Source organism: Streptomyces sp. NPDC007164, from assembly GCF_040634135.1.
Classification (GTDB): domain Bacteria; phylum Actinomycetota; class Actinomycetes; order Streptomycetales; family Streptomycetaceae; genus Streptomyces; species Streptomyces sanglieri.
This window is the reverse complement of the sequence record NZ_JBEYFB010000019.1, coordinates 79,914-104,314: the sequence shown is the minus strand read 5'-3', so window position 1 is coordinate 104,314 and position 24,401 is coordinate 79,914. Positions and strand designations below refer to the sequence as shown.

Annotated in this window: 21 protein-coding genes; 7 read left to right on the top strand and 14 right to left on the bottom strand. The window is 71.6% G+C overall.

The features are described 5' to 3' along the window. Nucleotide 1: 1 nt before the first annotated feature. From ABZ622_RS23550 to ABZ622_RS23525, 6 genes are all read right to left on the bottom strand, one after another. Nucleotides 2-1,177, bottom strand: a complete 1,176-nt coding sequence (locus ABZ622_RS23550; RefSeq protein ID WP_360546162.1) for a GntR family transcriptional regulator — start codon at nucleotides 1,175-1,177, stop codon at nucleotides 2-4. A 182-nt stretch (nucleotides 1,178-1,359) separates the two neighbouring features. Continuing rightward, nucleotides 1,360-2,430: a LacI family DNA-binding transcriptional regulator gene (locus ABZ622_RS23545; RefSeq protein ID WP_360546160.1), complete on the bottom strand. Its 1,071-nt coding sequence runs from the start codon at nucleotides 2,428-2,430 to the stop codon at nucleotides 1,360-1,362. 91 nt (nucleotides 2,431-2,521) lie between these two features. Continuing rightward, on the bottom strand, nucleotides 2,522-3,763 hold the full coding sequence (locus ABZ622_RS23540) for a mandelate racemase/muconate lactonizing enzyme family protein (protein WP_360546158.1): 1,242 nt from the start codon (nucleotides 3,761-3,763) through the stop codon (nucleotides 2,522-2,524). Between the two features lie 11 nt (nucleotides 3,764-3,774). Then, nucleotides 3,775-4,737: a D-2-hydroxyacid dehydrogenase gene (locus ABZ622_RS23535; RefSeq protein ID WP_360546156.1), complete on the bottom strand. Its 963-nt coding sequence runs from the start codon at nucleotides 4,735-4,737 to the stop codon at nucleotides 3,775-3,777. Further along, on the bottom strand, nucleotides 4,734-5,693 hold the full coding sequence (locus ABZ622_RS23530) for a PmoA family protein (protein WP_360546154.1): 960 nt from the start codon (nucleotides 5,691-5,693) through the stop codon (nucleotides 4,734-4,736). The genes ABZ622_RS23535 and ABZ622_RS23530 overlap by 4 nt, the downstream gene beginning before the upstream one ends. Before the next feature lie 167 nt (nucleotides 5,694-5,860). Continuing rightward, a complete protein-coding gene (locus ABZ622_RS23525; RefSeq protein WP_266692642.1) occupies nucleotides 5,861-6,052 on the bottom strand; it encodes a DUF6381 family protein in 192 nt (63 codons plus the stop codon). Nucleotides 6,053-6,182: 130 nt separating this feature from the next. Here ABZ622_RS23525 and ABZ622_RS23520 point away from each other — a divergent pair, with 130 nt between their 5' ends. Together ABZ622_RS23520 and ABZ622_RS23515 are read left to right on the top strand one after the other, a co-directional pair. Beyond that, on the top strand, nucleotides 6,183-6,878 hold the full coding sequence (locus ABZ622_RS23520; protein WP_360546152.1) for an RNase H family protein: 696 nt from the start codon (nucleotides 6,183-6,185) through the stop codon (nucleotides 6,876-6,878). Nucleotides 6,879-7,019: 141 nt separating this feature from the next. Then, entirely contained in the window at nucleotides 7,020-7,751 is a 732-nt protein-coding gene (locus ABZ622_RS23515; protein ID WP_360546150.1) for a CDP-alcohol phosphatidyltransferase family protein, read from the top strand. Here the strand turns inward: ABZ622_RS23515 and ABZ622_RS23510 are convergent. After that, the gene (locus ABZ622_RS23510; RefSeq protein WP_266692647.1) at nucleotides 7,726-8,166 is read right to left on the bottom strand and encodes an adenylyltransferase/cytidyltransferase family protein; all 441 of its coding nucleotides are present in this window, start codon (nucleotides 8,164-8,166) and stop codon (nucleotides 7,726-7,728) included. The two genes, ABZ622_RS23515 and ABZ622_RS23510, sit on opposite strands and share 26 nt — an antisense overlap. 221 nt (nucleotides 8,167-8,387) lie before the next feature. Here ABZ622_RS23510 and ABZ622_RS23505 point away from each other — a divergent pair, with 221 nt between their 5' ends. The 3 genes from ABZ622_RS23505 to ABZ622_RS23495 are packed head-to-tail and all read left to right on the top strand — an operon-like array spanning nucleotide 8,388 to nucleotide 12,570. Then, complete coding sequence (locus tag ABZ622_RS23505; RefSeq protein WP_360546148.1) at nucleotides 8,388-9,653, top strand: glycosyltransferase; 1,266 nt, start codon at nucleotides 8,388-8,390, stop codon at nucleotides 9,651-9,653. After that, entirely contained in the window at nucleotides 9,650-11,323 is a 1,674-nt protein-coding gene (locus ABZ622_RS23500; protein ID WP_360546146.1) for a lipopolysaccharide biosynthesis protein, read from the top strand. The genes ABZ622_RS23505 and ABZ622_RS23500 overlap by 4 nt, the downstream gene beginning before the upstream one ends. Further along, nucleotides 11,320-12,570, top strand: a complete 1,251-nt coding sequence (locus ABZ622_RS23495) for a hypothetical protein (protein WP_360546144.1) — start codon at nucleotides 11,320-11,322, stop codon at nucleotides 12,568-12,570. Before ABZ622_RS23500 ends, ABZ622_RS23495 begins: the two co-directional genes overlap by 4 nt. Here the strand turns inward: ABZ622_RS23495 and ABZ622_RS23490 are convergent. Then, nucleotides 12,533-14,044 carry a hypothetical protein gene (locus ABZ622_RS23490; protein ID WP_360546142.1) on the bottom strand — a complete coding sequence of 504 codons (1,512 nt, stop codon included), beginning with the start codon at nucleotides 14,042-14,044 and terminating at the stop codon, nucleotides 12,533-12,535. The two genes, ABZ622_RS23495 and ABZ622_RS23490, sit on opposite strands and share 38 nt — an antisense overlap. A gap of 106 nt (nucleotides 14,045-14,150) precedes the next feature. Here ABZ622_RS23490 and ABZ622_RS23485 point away from each other — a divergent pair, with 106 nt between their 5' ends. After that, entirely contained in the window at nucleotides 14,151-15,341 is a 1,191-nt protein-coding gene (locus ABZ622_RS23485; protein WP_360546140.1) for a glycosyltransferase, read from the top strand. Here ABZ622_RS23485 and ABZ622_RS23480 read toward each other — a convergent pair. The 4 genes from ABZ622_RS23480 to gmd form a co-directional block, all read right to left on the bottom strand. Then, nucleotides 15,313-16,140, bottom strand: a complete 828-nt coding sequence (locus tag ABZ622_RS23480; RefSeq protein WP_360546138.1) for a glycosyltransferase family 2 protein — start codon at nucleotides 16,138-16,140, stop codon at nucleotides 15,313-15,315. The two genes, ABZ622_RS23485 and ABZ622_RS23480, sit on opposite strands and share 29 nt — an antisense overlap. After that, complete coding sequence (locus ABZ622_RS23475) at nucleotides 16,137-16,829, bottom strand: hypothetical protein (protein WP_360546136.1); 693 nt, start codon at nucleotides 16,827-16,829, stop codon at nucleotides 16,137-16,139. The genes ABZ622_RS23480 and ABZ622_RS23475 overlap by 4 nt, the downstream gene beginning before the upstream one ends. Continuing rightward, entirely contained in the window at nucleotides 16,826-19,087 is a 2,262-nt protein-coding gene (locus ABZ622_RS23470; RefSeq protein ID WP_360546134.1) for a LamG domain-containing protein, read from the bottom strand. The genes ABZ622_RS23475 and ABZ622_RS23470 overlap by 4 nt, the downstream gene beginning before the upstream one ends. Nucleotides 19,088-19,157: 70 nt before the next feature. Next, nucleotides 19,158-20,171 carry a GDP-mannose 4,6-dehydratase gene (gene gmd, locus ABZ622_RS23465; protein WP_360546132.1) on the bottom strand — a complete coding sequence of 338 codons (1,014 nt, stop codon included), beginning with the start codon at nucleotides 20,169-20,171 and terminating at the stop codon, nucleotides 19,158-19,160. A gap of 128 nt (nucleotides 20,172-20,299) precedes the next feature. Here gmd and ABZ622_RS23460 point away from each other — a divergent pair, with 128 nt between their 5' ends. Then, nucleotides 20,300-21,310: a GDP-L-fucose synthase gene (locus tag ABZ622_RS23460; RefSeq protein WP_360546130.1), complete on the top strand. Its 1,011-nt coding sequence runs from the start codon at nucleotides 20,300-20,302 to the stop codon at nucleotides 21,308-21,310. A 36-nt stretch (nucleotides 21,311-21,346) separates the two neighbouring features. Here the strand turns inward: ABZ622_RS23460 and ABZ622_RS23455 are convergent, their stop codons facing one another. Next, nucleotides 21,347-22,894, bottom strand: coding sequence for an exopolysaccharide biosynthesis polyprenyl glycosylphosphotransferase (locus tag ABZ622_RS23455; RefSeq protein WP_360546231.1), 1,548 nt, complete (start codon nucleotides 22,892-22,894; stop codon nucleotides 21,347-21,349). Between the two features lie 408 nt (nucleotides 22,895-23,302). Then, nucleotides 23,303-24,298 carry an MASE1 domain-containing protein gene (locus ABZ622_RS23450; protein WP_360546128.1) on the bottom strand — a complete coding sequence of 332 codons (996 nt, stop codon included), beginning with the start codon at nucleotides 24,296-24,298 and terminating at the stop codon, nucleotides 23,303-23,305. Nucleotides 24,299-24,401: the final 103 nt, after the last annotated feature.

Below are 24,401 nucleotides of genomic sequence, written 5' to 3'. Positions count from 1 at the left end.
CTCAGGGCCGGCGGGCGGCGACGGTACGGAGCCGGACCGGCACGGACTCGCGCGTCCTGATCCGGACGGGGAGCACGATCTGCTCGGCGCTGCGGTACGGGTCCTCGCCCGCCGTGCGCTCCGCGATCCGGGTGACCAGTTGCTCGACCGCCCGCAGGCCGATCTCCCGGGCGGGGAGCCGGGCGGCGAAGCTGGTGAGCGGCAGCAGGTCGTAGGGTCCGGCGTCGTCCATCCCGGCCAGCACGATCTCGTCGGGCACGGCAATGCCGAGCGAGGCCAGATCGGCGGCGGCGGTGGCGACGGCGAAACCGTGGGCACACAGCAGGGCGGTCGGCGGCTCGGGCGAGCCGAGCAGGTCGGTCAGCAACTGCTTGCGCTCGTCCTCGGACAGCGCCGTGTACGAGCGCAGCGCGGTCAACTGGGGGAGCAGCGGCTGGTCATGGGCGCGCAGCGCCTGCTTGTGCCCGGTCATCCGGTCGTGGACGCTGGTGCACTGCGTCTCGCCCCAGAGCGTCGCTATCCGCTCGTGGCCGTCGGCCAGCAGATGTTCGGTGAGCCGGTAGCCGACGTCGTAGTTGTCGGCGGTGACCGCGTCGATGGCGAGGCCGGGGAAATACCGGTCGACCAGCACCATGGGGATCCGCAGGCGCCGGATCTCGGCGAGGACATCGGGATCGGGCGCGCCCTGGACGGGGTAGAGGATGATGCCGTCGACCCGGTCCTCGACGGCCTGGCGCAGCGCCTGGTCCTGGCGGGCCAGCGAGGCGTCGTGCGCGGCGTGCCCGGTCTCGGTCATGTGGACGGCGGAGTCGGAGAAGAACAGCCGCATCCCGCGCTCCGAACAGCCGGACTCGATGCCGCGCAGTACCTCCGACTGGTAGGGCCCCTGGCCGCTGATGACGCAGGCGATCACTCCGGACCGGTGTGCCGGTGAGGGCTCCGCTGCCGCCCGGTCACCGGGGTCGGCGACAAAGGTCCCCTGGCCGCGTCGCCGCACCAGCAGCCCTTCGGCGACAAGGTCGTTGAGCGCCCGGACGGCGGTGGTGGAGCTGACCTGGAAGCGCTCGCGGAGCTGGTTCTGAGTGATGAACGGAGCACCGGCCTCGAACTCGTCACGAGCCACCTCGGCCCGCAACTCGTCCTTGATGCGCTGGTACTTGGGCCCGGACGTACCCATCCAGCCACCACCCTCTCGGATTTGACGCGTCAATCGGCGTTGACCTCAGTGTGGTGGGGGTTAATGCATTATTTCAAGAGGGTTGCAGGGAAAAGCTCGGCAACTTGGTGCATCAAGCCGGGGATCCGCTTCTTTAATGCGTCAACCTGCCGTTCCCGACGGCTCCGTGGCCGGGCAGGAACTCAGCCGGTCACCCGGGGCGGCGGAGCCGTGCTGGCCCGCACCACCAGGCGTGAAGGAACGGCGAGCGTGCGCGGCGAGGCCGTCGCGTCGCCGAGGGCCAGCAGCAGCGCCCGGCGGCCGATCTCCTCCAGCGGCAGCCGCACGGTGGTCAGCGCGGGTGTGACGTCGCCGGCCACGGGCAGGTCGTCGAAGCCGACGACGGAGACTTCGGAGGGAACGCCCCTGCCGAGGTCGTCACGGAGCGCGGCGAGCGCCCCCAGCGCCATGGCGTCGTTGAGCGCGAACAGCGCGGTGATCCCCGGCGACCTGCGGAACAGCCGCACCGCCGCGGCCCGGCCGCCCTCCCGGGTGAAGTCGGCCTCGACGCGGTGGTGCTCCTGCACGACGACGCCGAGCTCGGCGGCCCGTTCCAGGAAGCCGTGCAGCCGTTCCTGTACGGAGAAAAGCGCCAGCGGTCCGCAGATGACGCCGATCTCGGTGTGCCCCAGCGCGGCGAGGTGCTCGGCGACCGCCCGGCCGCCCTCGCGGTTGCCCGGCGCGATCGTGTCCACCGGAAGGCCCTGGTGCGCGATCGCGGTCACCCGGCCGCCCTGTGCCGCGAAGGCCTCCAACTCCTGGGCGAGCGCGGGGTTCGCGTCGGTGAAGCCCGATCCGGCGAGGACCACGGCGCGGGCCCGCTGTGCCCGCAGCCGGGCCACGTACTCCGCCTGGAGTCCGGGCTCGTGGAAGGTGCCCGCCAGCATCACCAGGAGCTTGTGGTCGCGGGCGACCTCCATGACGCCGGCCGCGATGGCGGAGTAGTACGCGTCGTTCACATCGTGCACGACCAGGCCGACGATGGATGTGGTGGACTGCACCAGAGCGCGGGCGGGCGCGTTGGACACGTAGCGGAGCCGGGCGGCCGCCTCCAGGACCCGCTCCTGGAGCTCCTGGGTCACGTTGCGGTCGCTGTCGCTGAGGACGCGCGAAGCCGTGGCGAGAGAGACCCCGGCGTCCTGCGCGACCTGCTGGAGCGTCACGGCGGACGACGGGCGGGGGCGGGCGGAACGTCGATTGACCTGGCTCTGCATAGGGCTACGATAGCCGCACTGAAAGCGTTTTCCCATTGTGTATGCAAGAGGATCCGGCCCCACCGCCGGCGCTTTCGCCCCGGTCGCCCGGTCAGCCGGCGCTCCACCGGCCCGGCGCGGCCGGTGGCAGTGTGGCCAGGCAGCGGTAGACGGCATCACCGCGGAAGGCGTACCGCCGCTCGGTCTGCGGGGTGAGCCGGACGCCGAGCCCGGGCGCCTGCGGAGCGAGCAGATGGCCCGCCTCGATGCGGAAGGGCTCGACCAGGAGCTCGGACCGCAGGGGGTATGCGGGCATCGGCCACTCGGCCAGCCGGCCGCCACCGGCGAACGCGGCGTGGTAGTTGGCCGCCTGGCACACCGCACTGCCCCAGCAGTGCACGACCGGGTCGACGCCGTGTTCCGCGGCACCCGCGAAGACGGCCAGCGTCTGCACCGGCCCACCGACGACCGTGGCGTCCGGCTGCACCATGTCGTAGCAACCCGCGGCCATGCGTTCCAGCAGCTCCCGCGCGGTGGTGACGGTCTCCCCGCCCGCCACCGGGCAACCGGCCGCCCGCCGCAGCGCGGGGTACTCATGTGTACGGGCGGGGCCCAGCGGCTCCTCCAGAAAACGCACCGGCTGCCGTGTGCCGGCCCGCACCGCGTCGAGGAACGCCAGCGCGTCCGCCGCCGACTGGCCGGGGTCATGAAGGTTCTGCGCCATGTCGACGGCGATCCCCACCCCGTGCCGGGCCGCCTGCTCAAGCGTCCAGATCGCCTTGTCCGCCTCGTGGCCCCGCGCCCTGATCTTGAAGGTGTCGATCCCGAGGGCGGCGACAGCCGCGATCTCGGCCCTCATCGCCGCCGGAGAGGTCGAGTCGCCCCCGCTGGCGTAGAGCCGGATCCGGTCCGTACGACGGCCGCCCAGCAGCTCGTACGCCGGCACACCGGCCCGTTTCCCGAGGGCGTCGACCAGGGCCGCCTCCACGGCGGAGACGACATGGCGGGCCGCTCCCTGAAGGCTCCAGTACCCCGTGATGTGCACCATGTCCCGGTAGCGCTCAGCCAGGTCCCCGGCCGGACGTCCGACCAGGTAGGGGGCGAGCAGTTCGACCGTGGAGACGAAGACCTGCGGGGCGAAGACGGCGAGATAGCCTTCGCCGAGACCGGTCGTCCCGTCGTCCAGGGTCACCTCGACCAGCCCCGTCGTGCGCCACCCCGTGGGCAGCGCCACGCGTACCTCCAGATTCTCCGGATCGGCGTACGGCGCGCTGAGCAGCACCGGCCGGAGCGCCGCGATGCGCACTGCGTCATCGACGAGCGCACCGGGGTGCGCGGAAGCAGATTCGGGCATGTCTCGCGTCCTCAGAATCCTCTGGTCCACCGCACGGGGTTGCGCAGCGGTTCACCGGCCCCGAGCCGGAGCAGGTTGTCGGCGAACAGGTCGACGACCCGTGCGCTCTCGTCCGTGGAGCCACCCGCGGTGTGCTGGGTGAGGACGACGTTCGGGCAGGACCACAGGGGATGCCCGGCGGGCAGCGGCTCCTGCCCCGTCACGTCCAGCACCGCACCGCCGAGCCGCCCGGAGGACAGCTCGGAGACCAGCGCCTCCTCGTCCACCAGCGAACCCCGGCCGGCGTTCACCAGAACGGCCCCCGGCCGCAGCAGCGCGAGCCGGCGCGCGTCGAGCAGTCCGTCCGTCGCGGGCGTGCCGGGCAGCAGCCCCACCACCACGTCGAAGCCGGGCAGTCGTTCGTCGAGTTCGGCCGGTGTGCGGATGTCGCCCGAGCCGCGCGCGAAGTGCGACACCCGGCAGCCGAACGGCCCGAGCAGCTCGGCGAACCGCCGGGCGATGGACCCCCGGCCCAGCACCAGGACCCGCGACCCGGACAGCAGCCGAAGGCGCGGCCGGACGGCGGACTTCGCCCAGGTGCCGCGGGAACGCAGCACGGCGAGCTCGTCGATGCCGCGGTGCAGCGCCAGGACGCCCGCCAGACACGACTCGGCCACCGGTCCCGCGAAGAGGTCACCCAGGTTGGTGACGGTCAGCCGACGGCCGAGGACCGGCCAGTCCAGGCCGAGATAGCCGTCGATCCCGACCGAGGCGAGCTGCAGCCACCGGAGCCGGGGTGCTTCGGCCACCCAGGCCGCCCGAGGATTGCCGAGCGCGATGCCGGCCCCCGCGAGCGCCCGGGCGTCCGCCGCGGCGGCGGTTCCCGGCTCGGCGAACCACACGGGCCCGGCCCCGAGACCGCGCAGCCGGGCCCGGCCGGAATCGTCGAGCGGCAGCTCCACGTACAGGCCGGGGCCGTCGGTGTCCACGTTCACCACGGGTGCGCCGCCAGGTGGTCGGCGATCCGCTCCCGGTCCCAGGCACCGTCCGCGACGGTGACCCGGTAGCGGCGGGACAGGGTGTCGCCCGGGGCGAGCTCCAGTTCCTCGTGGAAGGCGAAGGAGGGGGCGACGGCCGCGAAGGGCTCGTCGCGGACGAACCAGTGCGCCGGGTGGGTGCCGCCCGCTCCCGTGTGATCGTTCTCCGGGGCGTGCTGGAAGATCAGCGTGGCGTGCCCGTCGGCGCCGTCGTGTTCGCCGCTGTACGCCAGCCAGGGTGCCTGCGTCCCCATCAGCCCCGGGCCCTCTCCGTCCGGGCCCAGGATCCGGCCGCCGCGGAAGGCGCGCGGTCCGCGCCAGAAGAGGCCCGTGTAGCCGGCCGCCTCCCGGCCGTGGGTCGTCGGGCTGCCGAAGAGCAGCGGCTCGGTACGCCGGTTGGTGATCGCGCTGGACCAGGTCAGTGTCCAGCTGCCACCGGGCCCGCCGGTGGCACCGGAGCTGGATCCGGTGTGCTCGACGTCGTGCAGCTCGACCCGGCGCAGCTCGTCGGCCCAGTGCGTACCGTCGTTGTGGCGCCAGCTCAGCCGCTCCGCGACGACCGCGCGCCCGGCCTCGGCCGACACCTCGTCGAATCCGATGTGCGCCATCGACCCGACCCGCTCGGGCAGCGGCACGTAGTCCTGGCCGTGCACGTAGGTGTTGCCGCCCCACAGGTTCTGCCCGGAGAGGTGGGAGGCCGTCATCTGGAGGCCCTTGTGCCAGCGGTGATCACTGGGCCGGTAGTCGGTGACAACGTTATCGGCCAGTGTGCGCATGGGGTGGATGTACGGCTTGGGGGCTTCCCAGGCCGCTTCCGGTCGGTAGACGTAGCTGATCAGATCGACGCCGCCGTGCTCCTCCGTGACCGTGATCCGGTCACCGTGGGCGTGCGTGATGCGCAGTGGACTGCTCATGTCCCGAGACTCCTGAGTGCGGCTGGAAAGCGCTTACCGCAACCTAGGGCCTGTGCCGGAAGAACGTCAACAACCCGGAGGGACACCGGCGGCAACACGGCGGCCGACGGCTTGCCGCCCACTCATGGAAGAGCGGCAAGACGTCGGCCGTTGGCGTGAGGCAGGTGCTACTTGGGCGGGCGGATGCTTCCGCCGCCCATGTCGCCCTGTTGCTCGCACTGCTCCTGGAGCTTCCGGGCCTTCTCCTGGAGCCGCTGGCGCTGCTCAGGGTCGGTGGTGCGCTCGGCGGCCTCGGTCATGTGCCGGGCCTTGTCACGCAGCTGCTGCGCACGGTCACCGGATTCACGTGCAACGCTCATCATCGCTCCTTGTGCGGTTGGGAAGAGCGGGCTCCATCAGAGAACCAGCGCCGCCGGGCCACCGCACCTCGAATCGTCACTCGGAGTCACGGTTACGGAGGGGTGCCGCGACGCTGGCATGATCGAGGACATGAACGAGAGCATCATCGCCGCGTGTGACGGGGCGTCCAAGGGCAATCCGGGACCTGCGGCCTGGGCATGGGTCGTCGCCGACGCGCAGGGCCGGCCCGAGCGCTGGGAAGCGGGACCGCTGGGCACCGCGACCAACAACATCGCCGAACTCACCGCGCTGCTGGAGCTGTTGGGGTCGACCGACCCCGCTGTGCCGATCGAGGTACGGATGGACTCGCAGTACGCGATGAACGCGGTGACCAAGTGGCTGCCGGGATGGAAGCGTAACGGCTGGAAGACCTCGGCCGGCAAGCCCGTAGCCAACCGGGACCTGGTGACCGCCATCGACGACCGGCTGACCGGCCGGACCGTGCGCTTCACCTACGTCCCGGCCCACCAGGTGGACGGCGACCCGCTCAACGCGCTCGCCGACCAGGCGGCCAGCGAGGCCGCGGTGGCACAGCGGCCGGCCGGAACCGCGCACGGTTCCGCACAGCTGCCCACCCCGGCCCCCGCCCGGGCGACCGAGGGGCGGCGCGGCGGCGAGACGGCGAAGAAGACGACGGGCGCGGCACGCCCCGCCCGTTCCGGGAGCACCATCAAGGCCAGGTTCGCCGGCCGCTGCCACTGCGGAAAGCCCTACGCGGCACAGGACATGATCGCCAAGAACCCCAACGGCTGGGGCCACCCGGAGTGCCGCACCGCCTCCGCCTGATCCGGACGAAAGGCCCCGCGGGGCCGCGAAGGACCGGGCCCGCGTGCCATGATGCGGCTCTGACGGCGGCGTCCGCGCACCGCTGTGCCGAGGCCGGCACCGTTGCGCCGCCGCTCGCGACGGCTGGACGCTGGGGGGCGGATGGGGAACACGGGCACGGTCCTGCGTGAGCTGCGCGGCGCGCAGAAGACGGCCAAGGGGGTGTCGCTCTACTCGCGGTACGTGAACCGTCCGGCCGGCCGGGTCCTCGCGGCCGGCGCGTACCGGATCCGGCTGACTCCCAATCAAGTCACTTTGATCAGCGCCGCGTTCACCTTCGCGGCGATCGGCTCGGTGGCGCTCGTCCGGCCGTCCTCCGGGCTGGCGGTCGCGGTGTACGCGGGTCTCGTCATCGGCTTCGCCCTCGACTCGGCCGACGGCCAGCTGGCCAGGCTCACCGGCGGGGGAGGCCCGGACGGCGAGTGGCTGGACCATGTCGTGGACTGCGCCAAGATGATCCTCGTCCACACCGCCGTGCTGATCTCCTTCCAGCGGTTCTCCGGACTGCCCGGCGAGGGCTGGCTGCTGCTGCCGTTGGGCTTCCTGTTCACGGCGGTGCTGACGTTCTGCGCGGGACTGCTGCGCGAACAGCTCGGGAAGGCGGCCGCCCGGCCCGCCGCGGGCACCGGCACCGCCGCCCCGGCCTCGCGGCTGCGGGCCGTGGCACTGCTGCCCGCCGACTACGGAGTGTTCTGCCTGGTCTTTCTGCTTCTCGGCGACCGCACCGCGTTCCGCATCGCCTATGCGGCGCTCGCCGCCGTGCACGCGCTGTTCCTGGTGGCGTTCCTCGCCAAGTGGTTCAGGGAGCTCAGAGCGCTCCGGACTGCGGACTGACGAGCGTGTCCAGCGCCCGCCGCAGCTGGGTGCTGGACGTGTGCACGGTGTACGGGAAGTAGACGACCTCCACGCCGACCTCGGCGAAGTCGCGTTCCAGCCGTTTCCCCTTCTCCGTGTCCCGCCAGTCGTCCCCCTTGAAGATCACGTCGAACCTCACCTGCTGCCAGGTCTCGACCTTGTCGGGCACCGTCTCGACGAACGCCGCGTCCACGTACCGCACGCTGCGCACGATCTCCAGCCGCTCGGGCAGCGGGATCACCGGCCGATGGCCCTTGGCGAGTGCGGCCATCTCGTCCGAGACGACTCCGGCGACTAGGTAGTCGCACTGACTGCGGGCGTGCCGCAGGATGTTGAGGTGCCCCACATGGAAGAGGTCGTAGACCCCGGGTGCGTAGCCGACCCTGTGCACCATCCGTTCTCTCCCCCCACGGTGAACGTGATGTCCGTGTCCCGCAGCAGTTTTCCGGACATCGCATCCGGTGCGGTGGGATATCGGTATCGGTGTTGATGGAGCAACGACCTTACTGTGAAGACCACTTGCGCATCACGTGAACGGATAAGCTCGCTTTTGGGGCTGTTCCCCCGGGGGGAATCCGGGGGAACACGGAATTTTCCGGGGGAAGGCGGGCGTCCATGTCCGATGCCGATCGTCACAAGCTGTTCGAGGGACGTACCCTGCTGGTCGTCTCGACGAACTACGCACCCGAGCTGACGGGCATCGGCCCGTACGCCGCGCAGCTCGCCGAGCACTGGGCACAGGCCGGGGCGGAGACCCACGTACTGACCGGGATGCCGCACTACCCGTCCTGGCGGACCGACGCGGAGTACCGGGGGGTGTGGCGGGTGGCCGAGAAGCGGGCCGGGGTCACCGTGCACCGGCGAAGACACTATGTGCCGTCCCGTCAGACCGCCCTGCGCAGAGCGGCGTTCGAGGCTACGGTGCTGGGTCATGGTCTGCTGTCGCCGCCCGCCGCCCGGCCGCCGGACGCGGTGGTCTCCCAGATGCCCAGTCTCGCCGGGGGTGTCATCGGTGCCCGGCTGGCCGGCCGCCACGGGGTCCCGTACATACCCGTCGTGCAGGACCTGATGGGCGCCGCCGCCGCGCAGAGCGGCATCCGGGGCGGGGACCGTGCCGCGGCCGTCGCCTCCGCCGCCGAGCGGTACGCGCTGCGCTCCGCGGCCCTCGTCGGCGTCATCCACGAGACCTTCGTGCCCCGCGTCACCGCCTACGGAGTGGACCCGGGCCGCATCCGTACGGTGCCCAACTGGTCGCATGTACGGGCCTCTTCCGCCGACCGGGCCGTCACCCGGGCACGGCTCGGCTGGAGCGAGGGCACCCCGGTGGTCCTGCACTCCGGGAACATGGGGCTCAAACAGGGTCTGGAGGTCCTCGTCGACGCGGCCCGGCTGGCGCCCGGGATACGCGTGGTGCTCATGGGGGACGGCAATCAGCGCGAGGCGCTGCTGGCGCGCGCCGCGGGCCTGCGCAACCTCGACATCCTGCCCCCGGCCGACGCGGACGAGTTCACGGACGTCCTCGCCGCCGCCGACGTACTCGCGGTGACACAGCGGGCCTCCGTGCTCGACATGAGCGTCCCGTCCAAACTCACCTCCTACTTCGTCTCGGGCCGGCCCGTGGTGGCCTCGGTCGCCGACGGGGGCGGCACCGCCCAGGAGGTCCAGCGGTCCGGCGCCGGGCTCCTCGTCGCCCCGGAGGACCCCGCGGCGCTGCTCTCGGCCGTACGGAAGCTCGTCGAGGCACCGGCGGGGGCGGACGCGCTCGGCGCCAGGGGGCCGCAGTACGTCGCACGTCACCTGAGCCGTGAGGCGGGCCTGGCCCGCTTCGACGCCCTGCTCACCGAGGTCCTCGCGGACGACAGAGGGAGACCACGTCGATGAACCAGCCGATCCGCACCCTGGAGGACCAGGACGAACCCGCGCTGCTGAGGGACCAGTTCCGCCAGCTCCTGCGCTACCGGGCCCTGCTCGCCTCCGGCGTGGTCGCCGGGCTCATCGGCGGCGGCTGGCTCGCGCTGAGCGGCGAGGAGAACTACACATCGACGGGCGAGGTCGTCGTGCGCTCCGCCGCCTCGGACCCCTTCGCCGCCGGCGCCTCCGCCGACAAGGGCATCAACATCGGTTCCGAACGGCAGACCGCCGTCAGCGACACCGTGGGCACCCTGGCCGTCACCACCCTGGCCGGAAGGGGCGACCGGGTGGCGGTCGGGCCGCTGCTCTCCGGCCTCCAGGTCACCAACCCGCCCAACACCCTCGTGCTCCGCTTCTCCTACACCGGCCGGACCCCCGCACTGGCGAAGGCGCGGGCCCAGGCGCTCGCCGACGCCTATCTGGAGATTCGCCGCCAGCGCACCGAGAACAGCATCGCCAACATGGTGGACGGCTACCGCGCCCAGCTCGCGCCGCTCACCGAACAGCGCGACCAACTCGCGGCGCAGACCGGCGGCGGCAACGACGTGACCAGCGCACGGGCCAACCTCGTGGTCGCGATCTCCGAACTCAACCGGAAGATCTCCGAGTTGCGGGCACTGGACACCACCCCCGGATACCTGACGAAGAAGCCCGCCGCCCCGAGCGAGCCCACCGGAGCCGGACTGCCACTGCTGCTGGGGCTCGGCGGCGTCGTCGGTCTCGCACTGGGACTGCTGCTGTCCTGGGTGCGTCTGGTCTTCGACCCGGCCGTGCGCTCGACCCGGGAGCTGGTCCGCTCGCTCGGCGCGCCACTGCTGGGCACCCTGCCCAGGGAGCGTGCGTACGGCGGCTCGCTGCTGGCCATCGGACGGAGCGGGAGCAGGCTCGCCGAGGAGTACCGCGCGGTGGCCTTCCGGCTCGCCTACGATCCGTCGTTCGCCGAACGCCGCAGACTCCTGGTCACTGCCCCGCGCGGGGACGGAGCCGAGGCGGCCGCCGCCGCGGCCAATCTGGCTGCGGCCTTCGCCGAGATGGGCCGCGACGTGATCCTGGTCGAGGCCGATCTGCGTACCCCCGCCCTGGCCAGGGACCTGGGTCCGGCGGCGCAGATTACCCGGCCGCGCTGGGCGACCCGGGGCCGGCGCGCCTGGCCCTCGGACAGCCAGATGAACGTGGACGTGCCCGGTTCGGGCGCCTTCACCCTGATAGCGGGCCGGCGCACGGAGAACGTGCCGCGCGCCCTGACGTCGGCACCCGTCGGCCGGATCGTCGCCGAGGGCGACCGGCCCGACGCCGTCGTCATCGTGCTGGCCCCGCCCGTGCTGTCGTACGCCGACGCCGTCGCGCTGATCGACCGGGTCGAGGGCGTCGTGGTGGTCTGCGACCCGCGCGAGGCGCACCGCAGCGACCTGGAGCGGATCCGGGAGATCATCGGCGCGGCGGGCGGCTCCGTGCTCGGCGCCCTGCTGCACCCCGGCCTGAGCCGCCACGAGCGCCGGGCCCGCAGGAAGGCCGCCAAGCGCCGCCCGGGCGGCGGCCGGCCGCACCGGGACGAAGCGGGCAACGGGCCGGAACAGACCGGTGACCCCGCCGAGACGCTGGGGCTGCGCGCCTTCGACTCCACCGCCGGACACAGATGAGGGCACGCACCGCGATCCTCTGCTCGGTCGCGGACCAGGGGGTGGCCGCGCTCACCAACATCCTGGTGCTGGTGACGGCCGCCCGGCTCTCCACCGTGGCCGACTTCGCCCGCTTCTCGGCGGTCTACCTCGTCTTCACGGTGCTGCTGGGGGTGTCCGGCGCCTACACCGGGCAGCCGCTCGTGCTGCGGCGCGGCGGGGGCGAGGAGGTGCGCGGCGCCTGCCGGTCGGCGGTGGTCTTCACACTGCTCGCGTCGGCGGCGCTCGGCGCGCCACTGGCCGGTGTCTGCCTGCTGCTGCCGGGCGCCACCGCGCAGGCCCTGATGGCGCTGGGACTCGTCCTGCCGGTGGTGCTGGGCCAGGACACCATGCGTTACGCCTTTTCCACCCTGCACCTGCCGCAGCTGGCGCTGGCGGGCGACGTGCTCCGACTGGCCGGTGTGCTGGGCGCGCTGGCCCTCCAGCCGCACGGCGTCCCGGCGGCCCGGCTCGTCCTGGTGTGGGGGCTCGCCGCGCTGCCGGCCCTGCTGCTCTCGGCCGCCCTGCTGCACCGGAGGGCGGCCGGGACACCGCTGCGGCTGAAGGTCCTGCTGCGGCGCGGCCATCTCGGGCGGCGCTTCGTCGTGGAGTTCGCGGTGGGCAACGCCACCGGCCAGCTCTCCGTCCTCGGACTCGGCGCGGTCGGCAACCCGCTGGTGGTCGGCGCGCTGCGCGGCGCGACCACCCTCTTCGGGCCGTTGAACGTGCTGTTCACCTCGGCCACCGGCTTCGGCCCGCCGCTGCTGGGCAGGCTCGCCGACGAACGGCGCAGGGTGCGGGCCGCCGCCGTGCTCGCGGCCGTCCTGGCGGCCGTCGCCGCCGCCTGGGCCGTCGTCCTGTCCCTGCTGCCCGACCCGGCCGGACGCCGGCTGCTGGGCGACACCTGGCCCACGGCCGCCGCCCTGCTCCCGGCGACCGGCAGCCAGTACGCGGCGATGGCCGTCGGCACCTGCGGGCTGCTGGCCCTGCGGATGCTCGACCCGCGCACCACGCTCGCCATCCAGGTGGTCTTCTCGCTCGCCGCCGTCGCCTTCCTGGCCGGCGGCTACGCGCTGGGCGGAGTGCCGGGCGCGGCCTGGGGCCTGTGCCTGGGATCCGGATGCAAGGCCGTCGCCACCTGGACCAGGGTGGCCCGGCTCGGGTCCCGCGCCGACGCGGTGCCGGCGCCCGTCAGCGCGGGCGCCGCACGTCCCGACGGAAGCTCGTGACCAGCAGCAGGCAGAGCGCCGCGACGGCCGGTTTGCCGGCGGACTGCAACAGCGGCCCGCGCAGCAGAATGAAGGTGTACCCGGCGACCAGCGGCGCGGTGACGGCCAGGATGCCGCCGGGCCCCGGACCGTCCCTGGAGACCGCCCGCGCGTACCGCCGGTCGGTACGGGCGGCGGCATACCCGATCAGCGCGAAAGCACCGACCATGCCCGGCGCGCCGAAGTCGACCCAGAGCTCGGTCCACAACGGCGCCGACAGGTTGGTCATGTTCATCCCCATCCACTGGCCGACGCGCACCCCGGTGTCCTCCGGCTTGCCGCTCCACACCGACCGGGGCACGAAGAAGAGGGCGGTGCCCGCCAGTTGACGCCCGTAGGTGTGGCCGCGGGTGTCGACCCAGGTGATGGTGTTGGCGAACATCACCGTCTGGTCGTAGTCCTTGGTGGCCAGCGGCTCGAACACCGATGAGGAGTCCACCGGCCGGTACCCCGCACTGTCGTACCGGAACCGGTCCGCGTACGGGAAGAGCACCAGCGCCCCGACCACCCCCATGGCCAGCACCGAGCGGTACATCGCCGCACTGCTCGGGAACGCGGTGAACAGCAGTGCGACCAGCACCGTCAGGAACCAGTAACGGGCGTTGGAGAACGGGTTGTTGACGATCACATTGAGGACGAGGAGACCGGCCCAGGCCAGCACCGTCGACGGGGAGCGCCGGGCCGCGCGCGAGGTCACCAGCCGACGGGTGAAGAAGAGCAGCGCGAGCAGCGCGGGTACCGTGCCGAAGCCCTTGAGGAAGGCCGACCCCACGTTGGATCCGTCCGACCCCACCCCGCTCCCCGCGACCGAGACACTGATCTCCTGACGGCTGGTGAAGAAGACCGCGGGCCCGCCGACCTTCAGGATGTAGTAGCCGCTCGCCAGGAAGGCCAGCAGCACCAGCAGCCCGAGCCGCCTCCGGTGCGCCACGGCCGGGCGCCCCCCGGAGCGCACGGCGGCCCGCCGCCGCAGCGGCCGCCGGGACGCCAGCAGGGCCCCCAGGTCGAACGCGGCACAGCCCACCAGGATCAGCGCGACGGCCGTCACCAGATCCGACCGTGGCCCGACCACCGGGGTGGGCGTCTGCCCGATGACGGCCTGGGCGAACGGCGCCACCCCCATCGCGATGTACACGAACATCCAGAAGATGCCCTGCAACAGACGCCGCCGGGTGGAAAGGATCATGGTCGCGAGCCGGATCCCGGCATAACAGGTCAGCACGAGCTGGAGCCAGTACGCGGTGTCGCGGACCCCGGTGCCCGGCTGAGCGGCGATCACCGCGGGCAGGAAACAGGCCAGGGCCAGGATGAGGGGCACGGCCAGCGCGCGCGAGAGCATGGTCCACGACCTGGGCTCCGCCTGTGCGGGGCCCGGCTCCCGCAGGCCGTGTTCCGGTACGGGTGCGGACGGCGCCGCCTCGTGCACGGACGTCATGTGCTCCCCGTTTCCGTGGACCTGTGAACACTCTAACGAATCAACCCACTTGGGGGGTTTGGATGACTAGTCTGTGAGGCGTCGGACGTGGTGGAGGGGAACCCCGGTGAAGATCCTGCACATCGTCACACTGCACACCCCGGACCACGCGTTCGGCGGCCCGACCAGGGTGGCGCTCAACCTGTCGAAGGTCCAGCGGGCCGTTGGTGACGACGCCAGGATCATGGCACTCGGAGACGGTTTCGAGGGCCCGCTCCCGCGCGGGATCGAGGGGGTGCCGGCCCATCTCTTCCCGGCCCGCCATCTGCTTCCCGCGTTCGAGGTCAGCGGCATCACCTCCGGGGCGCTCCTGCTCACCGCACACCGCATGATGCGCGGCGCCGACATCGTCCATGTCCATCTGATGCGCGACCTGGTGACACTGCCCGCCGCGCTGCTCGCCCTGGCCTCCCGCACCCCGCTGGTCGTCCAGACGCACGGCATGGTGGACCCCACCGAGAACCGGGTCGCCCGGCTCACCGATCTGCTCGGGGTGCGCAGGGTGCTGCGCGGGGCCGATGCCCTGCTGCACCTCACCGAGACGGAACGCCTCGATGTGAACGCCGTCGCCGCACCGGTCCCGCCGGCCCGCACCGTACGGCTGGTCAACGGGGTGCGCCCGCAGGAGCTCAAGCCCGCCCGCGAGCCGGGGCGGCCGCCGACGGTTCTCTTTCTCGCCCGGATCCAGGAGCGCAAGCGCCCGGAGGACTTCGTCGCGGCGATGCCCGCGGTCCTGGCCCGGCACCCGGACGCCCGCTTCGTGCTGGCCGGCCCCGACACCGGCGCGCTCCCCGCCACCCTCGAACTCGCCCGCGCTCTGGGGGTGACGGCATCGCTCGACCATGTGGGGCCGCTCGGTCACGAGGAGGTCCTGGCGGCCGGACGGCGGGCCGATGTGTACGTACTGCCGTCGATCGAGGAACCCCTCGGTGTGTCCGTCCTCGAAGCGATGTCGGTCGGCACGCCCGTGGTCGTCACCCGTACCTGCGGACTCGGCCCCGACGTGGCGCGCGCGGGCGCGGGCCGGGTGATCGACAGCCGGGTCGGCGAGGACGCGAAGAACGCCCTCAAGGTCGCCACCGCCGTCCTGGAACTCCTCGAACCGGAGACCAACACCCGTACCGGCAGGGCGGCCTGGGACCTCGTCAACGAGGACTTCACCATCGAGGCAGTGACCGCGACGCTCCGGCGGACCTACGAGGACGTGGTCCGCCGGAGCGGCAAGCGGGTCAAACGGTCTTCCCCTCACGGGACTTGAGGGTGATCTGCCAGCGGTAGAAGCTCATCGCCAGTGCGAAGTCGAACCCCGCCCGCCCGTCGAGGAACCCCCGCCGGTACAGATACATGTACGCGAACGACACCAGTGGCTTGAACGGCGCCTTGTGGAACAGCTGACCCTGGCGCGATTTCACCCTGCGCACCTGTTCCTTGACCTCGGGGTGGTGCTCCAGCCACGCCTCCCAGTCCGAGTAGCGGTTGTGCCGCTCGAACCAGGCGGTGACCGGGTCGAGATCCTGGTGCTCGATCGGATTGCGCAGCGAACCGACCGAGTCGGCGACCGGCTGGTAGTGGCCCTCGACCTCGCCGATGCCCGGCGCGTCCAGATCGCCCACCTCCGGATACCGGCAGCGGGTGCGGTCGGTCAGCGAGCGCTTGCGGATGGTGTAGCCGTGCCGCAGCCGCTTCCCGGAGAACCAGTAGCCGAGCGGAACGTCGTACGCCGCGGGCTTCGGCGCGGCCGGGTCGGCGAAGATCTGCCGCAGTTCGGCCAGCAGCCCGGGACCGATCCGCTCGTCGCCGTCGAGCAGCAGGATCCAGTCCAGGTCCGTGCGGACATGGTCCAGACACCATTGCTTCTTGCGCGGATGACCACCGTCCCAGGTGTACGTGATCACCTCGGCCCCGCACTCCTCGGCGATCTTCGCCGTCTCGTCGGTGCTGTGCGAATCGACGACGACGACCGCCTCGAAATGGCCGAGTACCGATGTCACCGCCTCGGCGATGTTGAGCCCCTCGTTCTTCGTGGGGATCGCCACGGCTATCGGCAGCTTGCTCATCCGAGGTCTCCTTCGGGCAGCCAGGCGTAGCAGCCTGTGGAGGTGAAGACACGGGCCTGCCGAGGCACGGTGATCGAGGTCCGCTTCCCGGCGGCGGAGCCGGAGACCAGGGTGCCGCCGTCCGCCCCGGTGATCCGCCAGGCGCAGCTTCCGGTGGGGGAGACGTCGCGGTAGCGGCCCGGCCGGATCTGTTCGTTCCTGTACGTGCCGTCCGGGTAGCCCCGCTCGGCCTCCCGCAGCAGGTCCCGGTGCCTGGTGCAGAGGTGCTCGACAGCGGGTTTCGCATCGGCGATCTCACCCGTCACGATCGCACCGACCGCGACGTCCCGGTCGGCCTTCACCAGGAACCGCAGCCTGTCGCAGGTCTCCTGACCGGTCTGCAGCACGGCTGCCGGGTCCATGCCCCTGGGCACCCGGTCGACCAGATATTCCTTCTGCTTCCTGCTGAACGAGCCGGTGGCCGGGGTGAGTTCATCGCTGGGCAGCTTCGGCGGCGCACTCGTGTGCGGCGTCGCGGGGCCGTCGGCGGCGCCCGTGCCGGTCCCCGCCGACGGGGCGGCGAGCGGGGCCCGGGTGGCCGCCGGTCCGGCGCCGTCGGCGCCGCCCCGCCCCTCGGCGGACGAGCCGCAGGCGGCCAGCACCGCCGTCACTACGACGACGGCGGCACCGGCCCGGAACGGATGCCTCATCCGGCTGTCCTCAGCGCGTAGTGGGCACTGATCTGCGCGCTGCTCAGTGCGGTCGGGTAGACGGCGGTCTCGTCGATCTGCCCGGCGAAGAAGTCGCTCGTAGGCCTGGACGGCCAGCCGTTCAGGTTGTCCCCGCCCACCCGCCAGTAGCCGTCGTACTTCTCGTTGCCGGTGTACAGGGTGCTGGAGGCGCGGAGCTGCCCGTCGACGTACAGCGCCATGCCACCGGGGCCCTGGGTGGCGACGACGTGGTGCCAGGCGCCGTTGTTGTACGCGGCGGGTGTGGTGACGGTCCGGGCACTGCCGCTCTTCACCCCGAAGACCAGCCGGCCGTCGTCACGCATGTACACATGCTTGTCGTACTGAGTGCTGTTCTGCATGGTCAGACTGCCGAAGCCGACGATCTTCCCGCCCTTGGTGCTCGTCGTCCTGATCCAGGTCTCCACCGAGAACCTGGCCGGCTGCGGATGGCGCTTGTTGCTGTACACGTACTGCGTCGAACCGTTGAGGCCGATCGCGGTCGAGGGGCCCGCGACCGCGGCCGGGGTCACCCGCCGGGTGGGGGAGTTGCGCACGAATCCGTTGTCCCGCCCGCCGCTGCTGTCGCCCGCGAGGGTCGAGGCGGCCTCGTCGTAACGCCAGTAGAGCGAAGCGCCGTCCGCGAGCACCTTGGCGGGGTACTTCGGCGCCGCCGACGCCACGGTGGCGGACACGGCGGCCGACTTGGCACTGGTGTTGGTGCCGTCGCTCGCACTGATCCGGTACGAGTGGGTCTCGCCCGGCGCCACGTCCGTGTCGGTCCAGCTCAGCTGCGGCCGGTCCCAGAACAGCGAGTAGCCGGTCGTGGTGTGCACCGGGGTGCTCGCGCCGTCCTTGTAGATCCGGTAGGTGAGTTCCCCGTCGTCGGTGTCGAAGCTGGTCTGCCAGTCGACCACCACCTTCCCCGGGGCGATCGTGGACAGGGTGACGTTGGGCACCCACGGGGCCCCGGTGTCGGGACCGTCGGCGAACCTGGTCAGGCCCTGCTGCGCGGAGCCGTTGACGGTGGTGAACTCGCCGCCGACCCACAGGTAGTGGTGGCCGCCCTTGTCGGTCTGCGCCATCACCCGGGGCCCGACCGGCTCCCCGATCCCGTCGTTGGTGTCCGGGAACCAGGGCAGCAGCTTCGGGTCGTCCACGGACTGGGCCAGCAGATGCTTGCGCGGCTGGTTGGGGAACTCGCCCATCGTGGCGCAGTCATGGGCGTGGCTCCCGCTGTACAGCACGCCGTCGTGCACCAGGACGGCCTGGGTGGCGCCGAGGCAGGTGTCCCGCCAGCGCTGCTCGAAGTCGCTCAGGTCCAGTGCGATCCGGCCGTCGAAGACACCGCCTCCGGTGCCCTCGTTGGCGGTGTAGAAGCCGGTGGCGTCCGTGGTCAGGTCCTGCACCGTGGAGGTGTTGGGAATGAACCCGGCCGGATAGCTCTTGGTCACCGCCCCGGTCGTGGCGTCCACCACCGCCAGTGCGTGCGACGTGGTGCCGTTCACCTTGAAGAAGTTGCCGCCGAGCAGTACGTGCTTGCGGTCGGGCGTCACCTCGACGGCCCGGCCGATCTCGTCCGCGTTCGCCTTCCACGGCTTCAGCGCGGCGCCCGTGGTGACCGCGGCGAACTTGTTCCTGGTCTGCCCGGCCACCGTGTTGAAGTCCCCGCCCAGATACACGGTGTCCGTGGTCACGGCGAGGGCCCGCACCGTCGCCGAGACGGAGACCTTGAAGTCCTTGCGCGGCGTGCAGCTCGCGGTGTCGATCGCGGCGATGTTGCTCACCCCGACACCGCTCACCGACCCGAACCGCCCGCCGACGTAAAGGGTCTTCTGGTCCGGCGAGAGCGCCAGCGCCCGTACCGTCGCCGTGCCGGACGAGAGTGTGAACGACAGGCTGCAACCGGTCGGCGCGCCGGTCGCGGCATCGAAGGCGGCGAAGTTCACCGCGGGCCGTTCCGAGGTGCCGGGTGCCGCGTCCGGCGGCCGGACGGTGGAGAAGGTGCCGCCGGTGTAGACGACACCGGCGGCCGACGCGGCCATCGACCAGACGATGCCGTTGGTCTGCCAGGTGGTGAGGTCGTCCGCGGTCAGGGAGACCGGCGGGGTCAGGGCCGTGGCCGGGGAGCCCCCGGACGCGGCGGCTGCGGACAGTGCTCCGGCGAGCAGGCAGAGCGCGGCGGCAGCGGCGCGTACCCGGCCGCGGCCGGGTACGCGGCCCGTGGTTGCGTACATCATTCAGCTCCGAAGGTGAGAACGGGCCGCGGCCGGATCGCCGCGGTGGCTGTTGTACCGGTGCCGGGCTGTCTCATCGGTCCACCCGCACGGCGGCTCCGGCGAGTTGGTCGGACAGCTGGCGGATGTCCGCCTCGACCATGATCCTGGCGAGCTCCCGCGACCGCACGACCGGTTTCCAGCCGAGCTGTTCCTCGGCCTTGGTGGCGTCCCCGATCAGGGCATCGACCTCGCTGGGTCTTTCGTACTTGGCGTCGTGCCGGACGTGCTCGCGCCAGTCCAGACCCGCGTGCGCGAAGGCGTAATCCAGGAACTGCCGCACACTGACGCCCTCGCCGGTGGCCACCACGTAGTCGTCCGGGACGTCGCACTGGAGCATCCGCCACATCGCCTCGACGTACTCGGGGGCGTATCCCCAGTCGCGTACGGCATCGAGGTTGCCCAGGTGGAGGTGGGTCTGCAGGCCCGCCTTGATCCTGGCCACCCCGCGAGTGATCTTCCGGGTCACGAAGGTCTCGCCGCGGCGCGGGGACTCGTGGTTGAAGAGGATCCCGTTGACCGCGAACATGCCGTACGCCTCACGGTAGTTGACCGTGGACCAGTACGAGTAGACCTTGGCGACGCTGTACGGGCTCCGCGGATGGAACGGGGTGTCCTCGTTCTGCGGCGGCGGGGTGGCGCCGAACATCTCGGACGAGGACGCCTGATAGACCCGGGTGTCGATCCCGCTCGCGCGGACCGCCTCCAGCAGCCGGATGGTGCCGAGTCCGGTGATGTCACCGGTGTACAGCGGTGCGTCGAACGAGACGCGGACGTGCGACTGCGCACCCAGGTTGTAGACCTCGTCCGGCCGGATGTCACGCAGCAGATTCACCAGCGCGACACCGTCGGCGAGATCGGCGTGGTGCAGGACGAACGAGCGGTTCTCCTCCTCCGGTCCCTGGTAGATGTGGTCTATGCGCTCGGTGTTGAAGCTCGACGAGCGGCGTATCAGGCCATGGACCGTGTACCCCTTGTCGAGCAGCAGCTCGGACAGGTACGAGCCGTCCTGTCCGGTCACACCGGTGATGAGCGCGGTCTTCGCCACGACTCCCCCTTCTCTGGTCGCCTCAGCGGCTGTTGTTCCGCACCGAATATTTCCCGCCGAAATACCGGGATTGAGCGTTCTGCGGCAAAACATCACCGCAGGCTGCGGGTGCTGGCAGAATCCGGGCCATGACGACTGATCTCCCCGGCCCGGCTCAGGAATCCGTCCGTTGCCTCCTGCGATCCGGTGCCCGTGTGTTCGTCGCGGGCCACCGCGGCCTGGTCGGCTCGGCGGTGGCGCGCCGCCTCACCGCCGAGGGGCACGAGGTGATCACCCGCGACCGCGACCGGCTCGATCTGCGCGACACCGCCCGGACCGAGGCGTTCCTCCGCGAGGCCCGTCCGGACGCGGTGGTGCTGGCCGCCGCCAAGGTCGGCGGGATCATGGCCAACAACACGTATCCGGTGCAGTTCATCGAGGACAATCTGCGCATCCAGCTGAGCGTCGTCGCCGGGGCGCACGCGGCCGGGGTCGAGCGGCTGCTCTTCCTCGGCTCGTCCTGCATCTACCCCAGGCGCGCCCCGCAGCCGATCCCCGAAAGCGCCCTGCTCACCGGCCCGTTGGAGCCGACCAATGAGGCGTACGCACTGGCCAAGATCGCCGGGATCGTGCAGACCCGCTCCTACCGCCGGCAGTACGGAGCCTCGTACATCAGCGCCATGCCCACCAACCTCTACGGTCCGGGCGACAACTTCGACCTGGAGTCCTCGCACGTGCTGCCCGCGCTGATCCGGCGCTTCCACGAGGCGCGCCGGGACGGTTCGCCCACGGTCACACTCTGGGGCTCCGGCAGCCCCCGCCGGGAGTTCCTGCACGTGGACGACCTGGCCGACGCGTGCCTTCTGCTGCTGGAGCGTTATGACGGCGACGAGCCGGTCAACATCGGTTGCGGAGTCGATCTGACGATCCGTGAACTGGCGGCCACGGTACAGGATGTGACGGACTTTCAGGGTGTCGTCGAATGGGACATCACGAAGCCCGACGGCACCCCGCGCAAACTGCTCGACATCTCCCGGCTCGCCTCGCTGGGTTTCGCACCGCGGATCGCGCTGCGTGACGGGATCGCCCAGACCTACGCGTGGTGGCTGGACCGGCAGCCCGCGCAGCTCCGAATTCGGCCGAACACCGTTGGTACGTAAGGGACGTCGTGCCACTCGCATTGCCGGTCGCCGCTCTCAGTAGGCCCCGCGGCCGTCGGTGACGGCGCGCAGCGTACGGGCCATGAGTCCCATGTCCGTGGCCACCGACCAGTTGTCGACGTACCACAGATCGAGCGAGACCGTCTCCTGCCAGGACAGGTCCGAGCGGCCGCTGACCTGCCACAGGCCGGTCAGCCCCGGCTTGACCGACAGCCGCCGGAACTCGCGCTCGTCGTAGCGGGACACCTCCTCCGGCAGCGGCGGGCGCGGGCCGACCAGCGACATGTCGCCGCGGAGCACGTTGAGCAACTGCGGGAGCTCGTCCAGGGACGTTCGGCGCAGCAGGCGGCCGATTCCGGTCACCCGGGGATCGCGGCGCATCTTGAACATCGGGCCGTCGATCTCGTTCGCGGTGCGGAGCCGGTCCTTGTGTGCCTCGGCGTCGGCCACCATGGTGCGGAACTTCCACATCGTGAATGGCCGGTTGTGCCGCCCCTGGCGGATCTGACGGTGGAACACCGGCCCGTCGGAGTCGAACCGTACCGCCGCCCCGATCAGCACCAGCAGGGGTGTCAGCACCAGCAGGCCGAGGGCGGCGCCGACCCGGTCCACGACGGCCTTCAGGGCCGGCTGAGGCCCCCGGCGCAGCGGCGGCGCGATGTGCAGCAGGGTGAGCCCGGCCGCGGCGGTGGCCCGTACCCGGCCGGCCGCGATGCCGGAGAGGCCCGGGAGGACGGACAGCGCGAGCCCGCCGTCGTGCAGTCCCCAGGAGAGCCGGCGCAGCCGCTCCTCGGAGAGCTGGGGCCCGGGGACCACCAGCGCCAGGTCCGCGTCCTGGGCGAAGGCGCCGCCCAGCACGGTCGACACATCGTCGTCGGCCGGTGCCGGTGCCAGCCGGCCCGGCACCGGCACCCCGCACTCCAGCGGCGCGGTCCCCACCGGGACCGCGGCCACGACCGCGTACGGATGGTCCGCGCGGGCCGCGAGCAACCGGACGGCGCGGTCCACGCCCGGAGCCTCGCCCACCACCAGCACCCGCCGGACCGTCCGCGTCCGGCGCCCCGGCCACGGCAGCCGCCGCAGGGACTGCGCCGCGATCCCGGCCGGCAGCCCGGGCAGCAGTGCCACGACCGCCGTCGCGGGGTCGAGCGCATGGCCGGTCGCGGTGTGCAGCACGGTGAGCGCGCCTATGAACAGCAGCCAGTCGCCGGCCGTGCTCAGCACCCCCGGCGGTCCGCCCGGCGGCCGCTGCGCGTACCGGCCGCGCACGGCCCGCAGCGCGGACCACGCCAGTGTGGCCACGGCCGCGGCCAGCACGGCCCGGGACTGTCCGCCGGTGCGCAGTACGAGCAGGGCCGGAACCCCGAGGCCGAGGAGCTCCACACCGGCGACCACGGGTATGCACCGGGTGGCCCGGCTCTTCGCGGCGGCCGGTCCGGAACGCTCGCGCGGTGAGGCCGGCGCCTGCCACAATTCTTCGAGTCCGTTGCCGCGAGGCCGATTCGAGACGGTGCGTGGACGTGGCGCCCCCGCCAGTCCCACGGGTCCTGTTCTGTCCGAATCGGGTAGCTCGACATGCCCCATGAACCCCCCAGTCACAGTTGCATCGTCACAAACGGGGCGCATCCGCCGATCTCATGGACTGACGGATGCGCCCTCGCTCGGTGCACGATATCCACAGACGTGCCATTTCGCTGGAGTTCTCGTGAAGTTCAGACATGCGCACTGACTCGGATCTCGTCCCGTTCCGTGCCGGATCACTGGGTCTGTGAGTAAGTGTTGGCATTTGGAATGCACCTGAATCGGGTTGTGTGCGGACATGTACGCCGGTCAACTGCTCGGTGTGTCCACCAGGTTCGTCCGCGGCAGTGTGCTGTCGGGAGACCTTCCCCGGCCAACAAACGAGCGGGGGTGCATGTGGTGACGGCCGATGGCCGGATTGTTTCGGTGTGGAAGCGGGGTCATCGGTGGTGCCGGAGCGACGCGAGGTGTTCAGTGGCTGTCGAGTTCGTCGTCGGGCCGGGACGGCCAGGCGGCCGCCGCCCTCCCCGGCGCCAGGTGGTCGACCACTTCGGCCAGTTCCTCGCAGGCGCGCTCGATCCGGTGCCGGATGTTGCTCTGTTCGGTCACGAGCGCCGCGAGCAACAGCGCGGTCAGCGCCACACAGCCGTTGAGCACGGCGAGGTTGACCATCACATGAAGGATCGTCTGGCCCTCGAACGGACCCACCCCTTCCGTTCCCGCGATCGCGGCCAGTACGGACACCAGCAGTGCGCAGGGCGCGCTCCCCGCCAGCTGGAAACGCAGGGCGGCCCAGATCAGCAGGGGGAACACCAGATAGATCATCGCCAGTGAACTCCGGGTCGCCACCAGTGAGACCACGACCGAGACGACCAGCAGCGCGCTCGCCTCGATCCACCGGTCGGTGGTCCGGGGCATCCGCAGTCTGCGCAGCACGAGCAGCAGGGGAGTGACCACGAGTACCCCCATCGCGTCCCCCGACCACCACGCCGCCCAGACCGGCCAGAACCCGCTCAGGGGCAGCTTCCCGTCCACCACCAGCATGCCCGCGCCCACGGTGGCGCTGATGACCATGCCGGCCAGCGCGCCCAGGAAGACCAGCATGACCCCGTCGCGCAGCCGGTCCAGCTCCTTGCGGAAGCCCGCTCTGCGGAGTATCAGGTACGAACAGACCGGGGCCGCGGTGTTCCCCGCCACGACGGCGAAGGTGGAGGGCGTGACCGAGCCGCTGAGCGTGGCGACCACGAGCAGGGAGCCCAGAGCGATCCCGGGCCAGGCGCTCAGGCCCAGGTAGATCAGGGCCCCCAGCGCGATGCCCGTCGGCGGCCAGAGCGGTGTGACGACCGCGCCGTGGACGGACACCTCCCGGATGAGGCCGAGCCCCCCGGCCGCGTAGTAGGCAGCGGTGACGGCCAGGACACGTAGTACGGCCACGGCCGCACGTCTGGTTCTCTCGCTGCGGATCACACATCTCATCAGACACCGCCCCGGACGGGTGGCGGCTGTTTGACACGCTAGGGGCTGTCCGGCGGATCGCGGCCGGGTCCGCGGACCCGGCCGGGCCGGTGGC